The organism is Leyella stercorea, from assembly GCF_021531655.1.
Map to the genome: position 1 here is coordinate 64,997 of NZ_JADYUF010000006.1, position 13,674 is coordinate 78,670.

The 13,674-nt window shown below is 46.4% G+C and carries 14 protein-coding genes and 1 pseudogene; 14 read left to right on the forward strand and 1 reads right to left on the reverse strand.

Annotated elements, in window-relative coordinates; translation table 11 throughout:
* Positions 1–355: 355 nt before the first annotated feature.
* The 14 genes and pseudogenes from I6E49_RS02945 to coaW form a co-directional block, all read left to right on the forward strand.
* Positions 356–736: pseudogene (locus I6E49_RS02945) on the forward strand (HAD-IA family hydrolase); the annotation flags it as partial.
* Between the two features lie 57 nt (positions 737–793).
* Positions 794–1,264, forward strand: coding sequence for a C-GCAxxG-C-C family protein (locus I6E49_RS02950; RefSeq protein WP_235400390.1), 471 nt, complete (start codon positions 794–796; stop codon positions 1,262–1,264).
* Between the two features lie 118 nt (positions 1,265–1,382).
* Positions 1,383–1,703: a T9SS type A sorting domain-containing protein gene (locus I6E49_RS02955; RefSeq protein WP_235400354.1), complete on the forward strand. Its 321-nt coding sequence runs from the start codon at positions 1,383–1,385 to the stop codon at positions 1,701–1,703.
* Between the two features lie 101 nt (positions 1,704–1,804).
* Complete coding sequence (locus I6E49_RS02960) at positions 1,805–3,286, forward strand: L,D-transpeptidase family protein (RefSeq protein ID WP_235400355.1); 1,482 nt, start codon at positions 1,805–1,807, stop codon at positions 3,284–3,286.
* A 5-nt stretch (positions 3,287–3,291) separates the two neighbouring features.
* Positions 3,292–3,819 (forward strand): RNA polymerase sigma factor, encoded by a 528-nt coding sequence (locus I6E49_RS02965; RefSeq protein WP_235400356.1) that lies wholly within the window; start codon positions 3,292–3,294, stop codon positions 3,817–3,819.
* A 111-nt stretch (positions 3,820–3,930) separates the two neighbouring features.
* Positions 3,931–4,359, forward strand: coding sequence for a hypothetical protein (locus I6E49_RS02970; protein WP_235400357.1), 429 nt, complete (start codon positions 3,931–3,933; stop codon positions 4,357–4,359).
* A gap of 59 nt (positions 4,360–4,418) precedes the next feature.
* Entirely contained in the window at positions 4,419–4,814 is a 396-nt protein-coding gene (locus I6E49_RS02975; RefSeq protein ID WP_235400358.1) for a hypothetical protein, read from the forward strand.
* A gap of 21 nt (positions 4,815–4,835) precedes the next feature.
* Positions 4,836–5,567, forward strand: coding sequence for a tRNA pseudouridine(38-40) synthase TruA (truA, locus tag I6E49_RS02980; RefSeq protein ID WP_235400359.1), 732 nt, complete (start codon positions 4,836–4,838; stop codon positions 5,565–5,567).
* A gap of 173 nt (positions 5,568–5,740) precedes the next feature.
* Positions 5,741–6,658 carry a DMT family transporter gene (locus I6E49_RS02985; protein ID WP_235400361.1) on the forward strand — a complete coding sequence of 306 codons (918 nt, stop codon included), beginning with the start codon at positions 5,741–5,743 and terminating at the stop codon, positions 6,656–6,658.
* 125 nt (positions 6,659–6,783) lie between these two features.
* A complete protein-coding gene (gene dapA / locus I6E49_RS02990; RefSeq protein WP_235400363.1) occupies positions 6,784–7,671 on the forward strand; it encodes a 4-hydroxy-tetrahydrodipicolinate synthase in 888 nt (295 codons plus the stop codon).
* A 30-nt stretch (positions 7,672–7,701) separates the two neighbouring features.
* Entirely contained in the window at positions 7,702–8,715 is a 1,014-nt protein-coding gene (locus I6E49_RS02995; RefSeq protein ID WP_235400364.1) for an iron ABC transporter permease, read from the forward strand.
* A 9-nt stretch (positions 8,716–8,724) separates the two neighbouring features.
* The gene (gene ligA, locus I6E49_RS03000; protein ID WP_235400365.1) at positions 8,725–10,794 is read left to right on the forward strand and encodes an NAD-dependent DNA ligase LigA; all 2,070 of its coding nucleotides are present in this window, start codon (positions 8,725–8,727) and stop codon (positions 10,792–10,794) included.
* A gap of 32 nt (positions 10,795–10,826) precedes the next feature.
* The gene (locus I6E49_RS03005; protein WP_235400366.1) at positions 10,827–11,492 is read left to right on the forward strand and encodes a B3/B4 domain-containing protein; all 666 of its coding nucleotides are present in this window, start codon (positions 10,827–10,829) and stop codon (positions 11,490–11,492) included.
* Between the two features lie 49 nt (positions 11,493–11,541).
* The gene (gene coaW / locus I6E49_RS03010; RefSeq protein WP_235400367.1) at positions 11,542–12,375 is read left to right on the forward strand and encodes a type II pantothenate kinase; all 834 of its coding nucleotides are present in this window, start codon (positions 11,542–11,544) and stop codon (positions 12,373–12,375) included.
* 167 nt (positions 12,376–12,542) lie between these two features.
* On the opposite strand, the gene dprA is transcribed toward coaW, so the two are convergent.
* Complete coding sequence (gene dprA, locus I6E49_RS03015) at positions 12,543–13,673, reverse strand: DNA-processing protein DprA (protein WP_235400368.1); 1,131 nt, start codon at positions 13,671–13,673, stop codon at positions 12,543–12,545.
* Position 13,674: the final 1 nt, after the last annotated feature.

The following is a 13,674-nucleotide window of genomic DNA, read 5'->3' on the forward strand; positions in this document are numbered from 1 at the left end:
TAGGGAGGACAGATTTGGGCGGATATACCCGTAATAACCTCGTTTTTGTGGGGTTTTTACAGCATACGTTGAGGCTTTTTCGAAAAATATAAGTTACCTTTGTAGCGGATTATTTTAGCATCGTATATACTTGAAACGAAAAAAGACAACTGACACGATTATGATAAAGAATCTGATTTTCGACTTCGGCAAGGTTCTTGTCGATTATGATTATATGCTGGTGCTCGACCAGGTTTTCAGTACACACGAGCAGTCGGTCGACTTCTACAATCGTCTTATGGCCGACGGATGGAACAAGCGTCTCGACCGCGAAGACAAGCCTTTCGGTGCTGTCATCGATGACATGGCGGAGGCAATGCCGCAATATGCCGACGAGATACGCCAGTTTGGCAGTCGCTATACGGAGTTTGTCATTGGCGAGATGGAGGGGATGCGTTCGTTGCTCGGGCAGTTGAAGCAGGAGGGTTATAGGCTCTTCGGGCTGACCAACTGGTGCAGCAAGGTGCATGTCACAATGAAGCAGTATCCTATATTTGAGCTGTTGGAGGGGCGTCTGGTGTCGTCAGAAGAACATCTGATAAAGCCCGAACGTGCCATATATGAGCGTATGTGCGAGAAGTTCGCGTTGAAGCCCGAAGAGTGCGTGTTCGCCGACGACAGAATGGACAATATCGAGGCTGCACGTGATTACGGTATGCGCGGCATAGTGTTCAGAAATGCGCGCCAGTATGAGGCCGACTTGCGACGTATACTCGACATAGAGAGTAGGGTAGAGCGTGCTGTCGACAACTTCATGCAGGGTTATGGATGCTGCCAGTCGGTAGTGGCAGCATTCGGAGATATGTACGGACTCGACGACAATCTTGCCAAACGTATAGGTGCCGGTTTTGGCGGAGGCGTGGGACGTATGCGTATGATGTGCGGAGCCGTGTCGGGTATAGTCACATGTGTAGGACTTGACTGTGGTCAGACCGATGGTGCCGACCGTGAGGGCAAGTCGGCTTGCTACAAGGTAGTGCAGGATTTGCTTGCCAAGTCGAAAGAGCAGAACGGCTCGCTTATATGTGCCGAGATACTCGGACTGAAAGGTGTGGACAAGGCGCATTCGTCGTATGTAGCCTCGGCACGTACAGCCGAATACTATAAGAAGCGTCCGTGTGCAGCCAAGGTGGAGAGTGCTGCCCGCATATTTGCCGACTATCTGGAGGACAAACTCTTCGCTGAGGAGTGTGCTGCCGATGACAGTAAGACGGTTTACAGATAAATTTGATGGCTAAAAATGCTGATAATGCTAAAATTGTCCGCATTTTTGGCACTTGTGAAGATAATTTGTTGTAACTTTGCAGAAACACATACAACGAATTGTAGTAAAAATAGATATTATGTCAAGAAATATACTCATAGCAATGTTTATGGCTGTTGCCGGCATGTTTGTGCCATGCAGTGCCGAAGCAGTTTGTTTGACAGAAATGGATATGATAGACAATAATGACATGTCGAAGATAACCATCTCGGTCAATGAGTCGGTGCTGCGCGTTACGGGTGCAGCCGGAATGACAATGTCTGTTTATAATGTTACGGGCGGTGTGCCGGTGATGAAGGTTAGGATTGAAGGTCCCGACAAGCGTTTCGATCTTAATCTGCCACGAGGCATTTATATTGTTCAGGTAGGCAAGGCCGTGCGTAAAATTGTAATAAAATAATTCTGCTTTTGAGAAATCAGCATTTTGAACCATTAAGGTTCTTTATTCTTGTAGCTCTTGTGGCATGCGCGTTGTGCTCGTGCAATGAGAGTAAGGTCAATATGCACGTTTCTCTTGATGCGTTTGCCGAATTGCGCAAACCATATTTACAGATTGACGAGGACAAGGTGAGCGAGAATATACGCCGACTGGCATTTGCTGACCGATCGCTAACAACTGCCGACCGACATACGCGCACCTATTATCTTGAGGGCGGACGGCCTATGTGGCTCTCGCGAAAAGGTGCCGACAGCAGGGTGGACAGCGTGCTGGCGTATGTAGCAAGGGTCGATTCTTTCGGCTTTTCGCGCGAAGGCTTCTGTTATTCCACTATTATCAGCGACGTTGCACGTGTGCAAAACCTCGACTTCGACACTTTGCCCGATGCAGCTAACAGCATCAATCGTGTATATGCCCGACTGGAATACAGTCTGACCAAGGCTTTCCTGCGCTATTGCGAAGGCCAGCGCTTTGGTTTCGCCAACCCATATGATTTGTTCAACCGTCTTGATGTGCGCGACAGCGACTCCGTACACGTGTCGTATCGCTCGCTATATGGCGTGCCTACAAAATTGGCTGGTAGCGCATTTCTTGATGAAGCTTACGGCGCAATAGCCTCAGGCAGCGAGAAGGTGGGGGCTTTCATGCAAGCCTCTTATCCCGAAAATCCTCTTTATCCCGAATTCTGCAAGATGTTGTCGCGTACGTTGTCGGCTGCCGAACGACGTCGGGTGTTCTGCAATATAGAGCGTAGCCGCTGGCGTCATGGCGACTATCCGCAGCTGCACGACAAGTATGTACTTGTGAACGTGCCTACGCAGCAACTCGAAGCGGTAGACAAGGACCGGAGAATGACAATGCGCATAGCGCTTGGCAGTATGAAGACGAAGACCCCACTGCTCAACGGACGCATCAAGCGCATCGACTTCAATCCGCAATGGATCATACCCAAAAGTATCATCAAGACATCGGTGCGCCATCATGCAGGTGACATAGGCTACTTTGAACGTCACAACTATTTTGTGCGTGAGCGCAAGTCGGGCAAGATAATCAGTCCCGCGTTCGTCACAGCCGACATGATGATGAGCCACGACTATCATGTCGTGCAGCGTGGAGGCAAAGGCAATGCCCTGGGACGCATCATCTTCCGATTCGACAACGACTACAGCATATATCTGCACGATACATCAAGCCCTGCGGTTTTTGCCAATCGCAACCGCATAGTATCGCATGGCTGCATACGTGTGGAGCGTCCTTACGACCTCGCAGTGTTTATGCTTGCCGATAAGGACGAGCGCGTTATGGAAAAGATGAAATACTCCATAGCCGTCGATCTGAGCAACGAAGGTGGCGAAGCTGACGACCGTCCTGCAATAGACAAGAGCAAGTTGCTGCACAGTCTGAGCGTCAAGCCTACCGTTCCGCTGTTCATCACCTATTACACATTATATCCAAATGCCGACGGCGTAATGACAGGCTATGACGACATATATGGTTTCGACCCGGTGATATATGCAAAAATACAGAATTTCATAAAACAATAACAATAATGTCAACCACCTTGCCGACGACCGAAGCAGAAAAACAAGCGTTTTTCGCCAATATCGTTGCCCAGTACAGCGAGCGGCTGTATTGGACGGTTCGTCGTATAGTGATTGACCATGACGATGCCGACGATGTGCTGCAGAATGTCTTTGTGAAGGCGTGGAGCAATATGGACGACTTTCAGAACCGCTCAAAAATATCCACATGGCTGTATCGTATAGCGGTGAACGAGTCGCTCGACTTTATAAGACGTAAGAAGGATATAGCCTCGCTTGGTGACGAAGCTAATGTGGCAGTAGCCAACCGGCTTATGTCTGACGACTATTTCGATGGCGATAGGGCGCAGGCTCTGCTGCAAGCAGCTATAGCATCGCTACCCGATGTGCAACGCGTGGTGTTCAATCTGCGCTACTACGACGAAATGAAATATTCAGACATCAGTCGGCTACTCAATACTTCAGAGGGTGCATTGAAGGCAAGCTATCACATAGCGGTGAAGAAGATAACGGCATTTGTAAAGAGTCACGAGTAAACCGACGCTTGCCGTGATTTGGCTAGATATATAAATATGTGTATAAAATAAATGTAATGATTAAACCTTTTCCGCTTTTGTGAGTCAAATACATAAAATTATTGAAGGAATATGGAATCTGATGAGAAATATTTAGAGAGAAAATTCGGAAGACAGAATCATTTCGCTGTCCCTGAAGGATACTTGCAGAACTTGACCGCATCTGTAATGGCCAATGTCAGCAAACAGTATGCTTGTGATGTGTCTGAAGATGAATCTGTCTTGTCTGATAAGGTAACAGCCGGTGCAAAAGTCGTTGTTATGCTACCGTGGTGGCGTCGCACCCGTGTGCGTATAGCTGCGGCTGCCGCTTGTCTGTTGCTGGCTGGCGGTACGGCATTCTATACTTATTCGGTGCACCATGCCGAGCCTGCATACAATATTGCAGTATCAGTCCCAAGCCATAACATAGAAGCCGATGTGTCTACATCATACAATGAGATAGCCGACTATACTATGCTCGACAATGATGATATATATTCGCTCTTAGCAAGTAATTGAACATATTATAAATGATGAGAATAAGCAAATGTTTCATAATCGCGCTATTGACTTTTGTAATGTCTCTGGCGCAAGCTCAGAAGCCTAAGCACTTTGACCCGGAACGCTTCCAGCGCGATCTGGAGCAGTTCATTGCCACACAGGCATGTCTGTCGCCGGCTGAGTCTGCTGAGTTTTTCCCCATTTATCGTGAGATGCGCAACAAGCAATGGGCGTATTTTGCAACCGAGCGTCGCCTGCGTCATATTGATACAAGCGACAATCAGGCGTGTGCTGAGGCTATCCGTAAGCGCGATGCGGGCGATTTGGAGTTGAAACGCATTCAACAGACTTATCACGAGAAGTTTATGACCATCCTGCCTGCATCAAAGGTTTATCTGATTATTAAGGCTGAGGACAATTTCCATCGCCGATTGTTCAAGCAAAGCAATGGCACCAAGAAGAAAACCAATTAATTTATACAGGACATATTTCAGATGCAACGCTACTTTATAACATTTGCCTACGACGGTACGGCTTATCATGGCTGGCAGATACAGCCCAATGGCAATTCTGTTCAAGAAGAACTGCAGAAAGCTCTTTCTACAATATTGCGTGAGAATATAGAGGTGGTCGGTGCAGGACGTACAGATGCCGGTGTGCATGCGCGACGCATGACTGCGCATTTCGAGACCGAAGCCAATTTCGATTATGCACAGTTGGCTTACAAACTCAACAGATTGGTGCCACGCGATATTTCTGTTTATGATGTATATCCGGTTGATGCCGATATGCATGCACGTTTCAGTGCCACATTACGAACATACCATTATTATATACATACACGCAAGAATCCTTTCTTGCGATATTATTCTTGCGAACTTCATTATCAGCTCGACTTCGATCTTATGAACCAAGCTGCTGCCCGTTTGCTTGCGGTTGACGACTTCGGAGCTTTCTGCAAGGCGCATGCCGATGTCAAAACCACATTGTGCAATGTCACAGAAGCTGTATGGGTGCGCGACGCTGACGATGCCTGGCATTTCCGTATCTCTGCCAACCGATTCCTACGCAATATGGTGCGTGCCGTGGTCGGTACGCTTATTGAGGTGGGGCGCCATCGTATGACATTGCAGCAGTTTGACGATGTCATTGCAAGTGGAAGCCGCTCCAAAGCTGGCGAGAGTATGCCAGGCAATGCTCTGTTCTTGGAGGATGTGAAGTATTGACAGTAAAGTGTGAAACGTATATATATAATAAGGTGTAAAGTATATTAATAATAAAGCACGAAGTATATTAATGCTAAAGTACGAAGTATATATAATATAAACTACACCTTATATATAATATGCTCCACCTTATATATAATATGTATAGTATTGACAAATTATAGTTTTGTTTTATGTGGCTGATATTGGCTTTTTGCTCAGCGGCTTTGCTGGGCTTTTATGATGTTTTCAAGAAGTTGGCGTTGTCTGGCAATGCCGTTCTGCCGGTTCTTTTTCTTAATACGATGATATGCTCGCTGCTGTTCTTGCCGTTCATATTGCTGTCGTCGTGCACCAATATGCTCGACGGTTCGATGTTTTATGTCGAACAGTGTGGATGGGAACAGCATAAGTATATATTGCTTAAGGCTTGTATAGTTCTCTCATCGTGGGTGTTCGGCTATTTCGCAATGAAGAATCTGCCCATCACCATTGTCGGTCCTATCAATGCCACACGTCCGGTAATGGTACTGGTAGGTGCCATGCTGGTGTTTGGCGAGCGTCTTAATGTATGGCAGTGGTGCGGTGTGCTACTTGCTATAATATCGTTCTTCCTGCTCAGCAGAAGTGGCAAGAAGGAAGGAGTCGACTTCCGCCATAACAAATGGATATACTTCCTGGTGCTTGCAGCAGTACTTGGAGCTGTAAGCGGACTCTATGACAAGTATCTTATGGCTTCGCCTGATAACGGCGGAGTTGGATTGAGCCGCATGGTGGTGCAGAGTTGGTACAATATATATCAACTGTTTCTTATGGGCGTGACCATGCTGCTCATCTGGTGGCCTACACGCAAGAAGACAACAGCCTTCACATGGCGTTGGAGCATATTGTTTATAAGTCTGTTTTTGAGTGCAGCTGATTTTGTGTATTTCTATGCCCTTAGTCTGCCTGGAGCTATGATAAGCATTGTCTCAATGGTACGACGTGGCAGTGTGGTCGTAAGTTTCTGTTGTGGAGCCGCTGTCTTCAAGGAAAGAAATCTTAAAAGCAAGGCAATTGACATGCTTCTGGTTTTGTTGGGAATGATATTCCTGTATATTGGTACACGTTGACGATTTGCGCTAATAAAAAACGAATACTCTTTCAAATTATGTATTTTTTATCTCTACATTTTTCTCATTTCACAGGAAAATGTTAACTTTGTAGACAAAATGAACATATTATAAGCATAAAATATATGGCACGAAACATCTTCAAAGGATTAGGAATAGCTCTGGTGACCCCATTCACAGCCAATGGCGAAGTTGATTACAAGGCGATTGTGCGTCTTGTAGAGTATCAGATACAGAATGGAGCCGACTTCTTGTGTATATTGGCCACCACAGGCGAGACTCCTTGTCTGTCAACAGAAGAAAAAGAAAATATAAAGAAATTGGTTGTGGACACTAATCGTGGTCGTCTGCCAATACTTATGGGATGCGGTGGTAACAATACGCGTGCCGTAGTTGAAGAATTGAAGACAGCTGACTGGACTGGTATAGATGGTGTTCTCAGCGTGTGTCCATACTATAACAAGCCTTCGCAGGAGGGTCTTTATCAGCATTTCAAAGCTATAGCCGAGGCAAGTCCGCTTCCCGTTGTATTATATAATGTGCCAGGACGTACTGGTATCAACATGAAGTCGGAGACTACAGTGCGTCTTGCACGCGATTGTGAGAATATCGTTGCTGTAAAGGAAGCAAGCGGTAGCCTTGAACAGGTTGATGAAATCATCAAGAACAAGCCCGAACGCTTTGACGTTATTAGTGGTGACGATGCCCTGACATTCTCAATGGTAGCAAGTGGAGCAGCCGGTAGCATCTCGGTTATTGGCAATGCTTTGCCTAAGGAGGTGTCGCGTATGATTCGTCTGGAGTTTAAGGGCGAATACGAAGCCGCCCGTACTATACACCACAGATTTACCGAACTCTATTCGTTATTGTTCGTTGACGGTAACCCAGCTGGTGTAAAGGCGCTTCTGCATGAAATGGGATTTATCGAGAACGTGTTGCGCCTGCCTCTTGTGCCGACACGTATCACCACCTTGCAGAAGATGACAGAGATATTGAAAACATTGAAAATCTGATTTCATTAGAAATCAAATAGAAATGAGGACTTGGCACGCAACGTTGTCATATTTATTTGTCTTGGTATTGGAATTGCAGCACTGTTCTTCATAAACATCTTTTATGGAGCAGTGTCAATACCTTTTTCGTCTGTGGTTGATGCCCTTCTTGGGTGTCAACTGCCTGAGGCGAGCTGGCAGTTTATTATTTTGCAATCGCGATTGCCGCAAGCCTTGACAGCTCTTTTTGCCGGTTGTGCATTGTCTGTATGCGGATTGATGCTACAGGCTGTATTCCGCAATCCGCTTGCCGACCCTTCTATTCTTGGCATTAGTAGTGGCGCAGGATTGGGAGTGGCTCTTGTCATGCTGCTATGGGGCGGCGGATTCGCTGTCGGCAGTTTGGCTATAGGTGGCTTTGTGGCTGTGCTTGTAGCCGCATTTATCGGTGCTTTCACCGTAACGCTTATCATGTATCTGCTTTCACTTGTGATTCGTAGCAACACCATATTGCTTATTGTTGGTGTGTTGGTAGGTTACGTATCTTCCTCATTCATTGTTTTGCTCAACTTTTTGGCTTCACAAGATGGCGTTCGTGCTTATATGATGTGGGGAATGGGCTCCTTCTCGGGTGTTCCTCATACCATGTTGCCCGTCTTTACAATTTCCATTATCTTGTGTCTTATTGTACCTATATTGCTTGCAAAACCATTGAATCTGCTTGTTCTTGGTAATAAGTACGCCGAAAATCTCGGTGTTGGCATTCGTACTGTGCGTAATGCCTTGCTGCTTGCAAGCGGAACGTTGACAGCAATAGTTACAACTTTCTGCGGACCGATTGCTTTCATCGGCCTTGCGGTGCCGCATATGACTCGTCTTGTATTCAAGACAGACGACTTCCGTATTCTTATTCCTGCCGTTATGCTTTGTGGTGCTGCCACGGCGTTGGTTTGCAACGCTGTGTGTGTATTGCCTGGCGATGGTGGCGTAATACCTTTGAATGTGGTTACACCTTTGATTGGTGTGCCGGTAATACTTTATATCATGCTGAAAAAATACTTTTAGACATTTATCATGAACGAAAAAGAACGAATATTATATCTACGCGAACAACTGCATGAGCACAATTACAAGTACTATGTGCTCAATCAGCCAGACATATCCGACCAGGATTTCGACTTCCTTATGCACGAATTGCAGGATCTTGAGGCAAAACATCCCGAACTGTACGATGCCAATTCGCCTACACAACGTGTAGGTAGCGACTTGAATCAGAACTTTACTCAGGTGGCACATAAGTATCCTATGCTCTCACTTGCAAACACTTACAACGAGCAGGATGTTGCCGATTGGTACGAATCGGTTAGTCGTGGACTTGCAGGCGAGCCTTTTGAGGTGTGCTGCGAAATGAAGTATGACGGATTGTCAATTTCGCTTACTTATGTTGACGGTAAACTCGTGAGTGGCGTAACGCGTGGTGATGGTGTTCATGGTGATGATGTTACGGCTAATGTGAAGACCATTCGTTGCATACCACTTGTGTTGAAAGAGGGTACGGGCTATCCAAAAGAGTTTGAGATACGTGGTGAAATACTTATGCCATGGAAGGTTTTTGAACAGCTGAATGCCGAGCGTGAGGCTGCTGAAGAACCATTGTTTGCCAATCCACGTAATGCTGCAAGTGGCACATTGAAGAGTCAGAACTCCAAGCTTGTAGCCAGTCGACGCCTTGACGCTTATCTGTATTATTTGTTGGGCGACAATCTTCCGGCTGAAGGACACTATGAGAATCTGCAGGCTGCGGCTCATTGGGGATTCAAGATTTCGCAAGGTATGAAGAAGGTAGGCAGTCTTGAGGAAATATACCAATTCATAAACTATTGGGATACCGAACGCAAGAACCTGCCGGTAGCTACCGATGGCATAGTATTGAAGGTTAACTCGTTGCGCCAGCAGCGTGCTCTTGGATATACGGCTAAGTCTCCGCGTTGGGCGATAGCATATAAGTTTAAGGCCGAGCGGGCTTGTACACGACTCAATGAAGTAACATATCAAGTCGGAAGAACCGGTGCTGTGACGCCTGTAGCCAATATGTACCCAGTACAATTGGCTGGTACTATCGTAAAGCGTGCCACACTGAACAATGAGGATTTCATACGTAGCTTCGATTTGCATATAGGTGATTATGTGTATGTAGAGAAAGGTGGTGAGATTATACCTAAGATTGTAGGTGTTGCAGAGGAAAAACGTCCAAAGGACGCTCAGCCAGTTGAATTCATCAAGACGTGTCCTGAATGTGGAACACCGCTTGTGCGATATGAAGGCGAGGCTGCCCATTACTGTCCCAACGACACCGGTTGTCCTCCACAGATAAAGGGACGCATTGAGCATTTCATTGCCCGACGTGCCATGAATATAGACTCTCTCGGTCCGGAGACGGTTGATGAGTATTATCGAAGAGGAATGATTCACAACATAGCCGACCTCTACAAGATACAGGTGCAGGACATCAATGGCGCAGGCAATCGTGAACGCTCAGCCCAAAAGATAGTGAATGGTATAGAAGCATCGAAGAAGGTTCCTTTCGAACGTTTTGTCTTTGCCCTCGGCATACGCTTCGTGGGCGAGACTTCTGCCCGTTTGCTTGCACATAGATTCAAGACAATGGATGCCTTGCAGGCTGCTACAATGCAGCAACTGATGGATATTGACGGGGTCGGTGAGGTGATAGCCAAGAGCGTAATAACTTATTTTGCCAATCCGGTGAACCAGGAAATCGTTGAACGTCTGCGTTCTTATGGCCTACAGATGCAACTCTCTGAGGAGCAGATTGAAGGGACGAGCGACAAGCTTTCGGGCAAGTCGATTGTTATAAGCGGTGTTTTTGCAAAGCACAGCCGCGACGAATACAAGGCATTGATTGAGAAGAACGGAGGCAAGAATGTCGGTTCGATTAGTGGCAAGACTTCATTCATACTTGCCGGCGACAATATGGGACCTTCAAAACTTCAGAAAGCCGAAAAACTTGGAGTGCCATTGGTTGACGAAGCAACTTTCCTTAATATGATAGGCGAGGTTTCTGCCGAAAGTGAAGACGTCAAAATGCCGACGGTAGAGCCTGATGGTCAGTTGTCGTTGTTTTAAGTAACAGAGCAATTCATTAAATATAAGTAAATATGAAAGTTGAGGTTTCTGCTGAGATGCATTCTGTCTGCCCCGTATTTGTAGGCGCTTGCATCACTGCAAACATAATGAATACAGAATATTCAGCCGAGTTGTGGCGCGAGATTGACGCTTTGAGCGAAGAGTATCGTGCCACGCTCACTACAGAATCATTAAAGCAGATGGAGTCAATTCAGGCTACCCGCCGCATCTACAAACTTTGTGGCAAGGATCCGTCGCGCTATCGTCCGTCGGGCGAGGCTCTTGTTCGTCGTGTGTTGCAGGGCAAACAGCTTTATCAGATTGACACTCTTGTCGATTTGATAAACCTTGCCAGTATGAAGTATGGTTATAGCATCGGTGCCTTTGATGCCGACCATTTCAGTGGAGAAACGTTGACTCTCGGCATAGGACGTGAAGGCGAACCTTACGAAGGTATAGGTCGTGGAATGATAAACATAGCAGGTCTGCCGGTATATCGTGACAATATAGGAGGAGTAGGTACCCCGACGAGCGACCACGAACGTACCAAGGTAAGCGTCAGTACAACTCATTTGCTTGTTCTTGTCAATGGATATGACGGCAATGAACAGTGTGTGCGCGACACAGCAGAATATATAATAGAACTGCTTAATAAATACTGTGAAGCAGCAAACAGCTTCTATACATTATATAAATAGCACTTTACAAGAAACAAAATAACGCTAATCATTAAAACAATTCAAAAATATGGGAATAGTTATAGGCATTGACGTAGGCATAAGCACGACAAAGATTGTGGGCATTGACGAGCAAGGCAAGGTGTTGTCGCCGATACGTATTCGTGCCACCGACCCCGTTACGTCGCTCTATGGAGCCTTCGGCAAATATCTGCATGAGAATCACATCAAGCTCAGCGATGTTGAGAAGGTGATGCTTACGGGCGTAGGCAGCGCTTACATCAACGAACCCGTATATGGACTTTCTACCGATAAGGCAGAGGAGTTTGTTGCTGACGGACTCGGTGCACGATATGAGACCAAGCTCGACCGTATGCTTGTTGTCAGTCTTGGCACTGGAACGTCTATCGTAAAGTGCGACGGTGACGACATAAAGCATATTGGTGGCATTGGTATAGGAGGCGGAACGTTGCAAGGTCTTTCGCGTCTGCTTCTCAAGACCGACGACATCAAGCAGGTAGCGGCACTTGCTGAGGAAGGTGACATCTCACATATCAATGTGCTTATAAAGGACATCTGTGCCAATCCGCTGCAAGGCTTGCCTATGGATGCCATAGCCTCGCTTTGGGGAAATGCAAAGAGCAATGCCTCGCGCGAAGACATTGCTCTTGGATTGATATGGATGGTATTGCAGTCTATTTGTAGTGCCACAATTTTGTCGTCGCTTGGCAGCGGTATAAAGGAGTTTGTTATGATTGGCAATCTCACTCTCCTTCCGCAGTGTCAGCGTGTGTTTCCTGCCACCGAACGACTTTATGGTGTGAAATTCCGAATTCCTCAATATTCTGAATTCTGTACTGCCATAGGTGCTGCTTTGTGCTATCGCAAGATAGACGCCAAATAATTGATAATAATAAATAATCAATTGACTGCGTAGGCTATGGCGAGGACGCCATAGTCTCCTATTTGATTGCACTGTCAATTTACTCACATATTGGAATTTCAATACTATCATTCGAAATGTCGGATAAACATTTTTGTATCTGATCATTTCCGCTGTCTATATTGTTTTCAGCCTATAAGATGGTACACTCCACCAGCGTAAAGCCTGACAATACCCTTCAGTTCCAGGTTGAACAGCGTTGAGGCTACTGTACTTATAGGCAAACCGCATTTCACAGAAATGATATTTGCCTGCAAATCGTTGGTATGTTGCAGGGTGTTTACGATACGTGTTTCGTCATCGGTTAGCTCGGGAAACATCTGTCGTTCAATTCCTTTTTCGCGTGCTTTCTTCAGTTTGGCATCCTGTTCCCATCCCATTGTCTTTACGAAGTCTTCTGCAGATGTAATAAGAGCAGCCTTGTTGTCACGTATAAGATTGTTGCATCCTTCGCTGTATGGCATTCCTATGTTTCCGGGAAAGGCGAAGACCTCGCGTCCATAGCTGTTGGCAATGTCTGCCGTTATCAGTCCTCCGCCATGTGCAGCGCTTTCCACCACTATTGTTGCATCTGCAGTGCCTGCAATTATTCGGTTGCGTCGCACAAAGTTTATCTTGTCGGCATTGGTTGAAGTCATGAATTCGGTGAGCAGACCGCCTTGTTTCAGCATTTCAGTTGCAGTATCCCGGTGTGCGGTAGGGTAGAGATAGTCGAGACCGTGTGCCAGTACACCCACGGTTTCGAATCCGTTTTTCAAAGCATTTCGGTGAGCTTGTATGTCCACACCATACGCCAGTCCGCTTACGACAAGCACGTCAGGGCATAGTTCTTTCAACTGGCTTATGAACTTGCTTATGATTTCCTGTCCGTAGACAGTACAATGTCGTGTGCCAACAACAGATATAATACGTTGCTTGTTAAGGTCGGCAGTACCTCGATAATATACTACGAGAGGCGCATCCTCGCATTCTCGCAGACGTTGAGGATAGTCGTCATCATTGAAAACAAGTGGTTTGATTCTGTGGCTTTCGTCAAATTCCAATTCCTTTTCGGCGCGTCGCATGGCATCCGAAATATCCTTGAGAGCCTTAATCAGTCGTGGTGTAGCATCAGGAAGCACCGCCCGAATATCGTGGCGGTGCTCCATAATGTTCGTTGCCGACCCAAGCTTGCGATAAAGTTGCAAGCTTGTGGCAACGTTGAAGTAGTTGATGCGTGTCAGAGCGACGGCATATAGTGTTTCTTGGTTTATATTCATT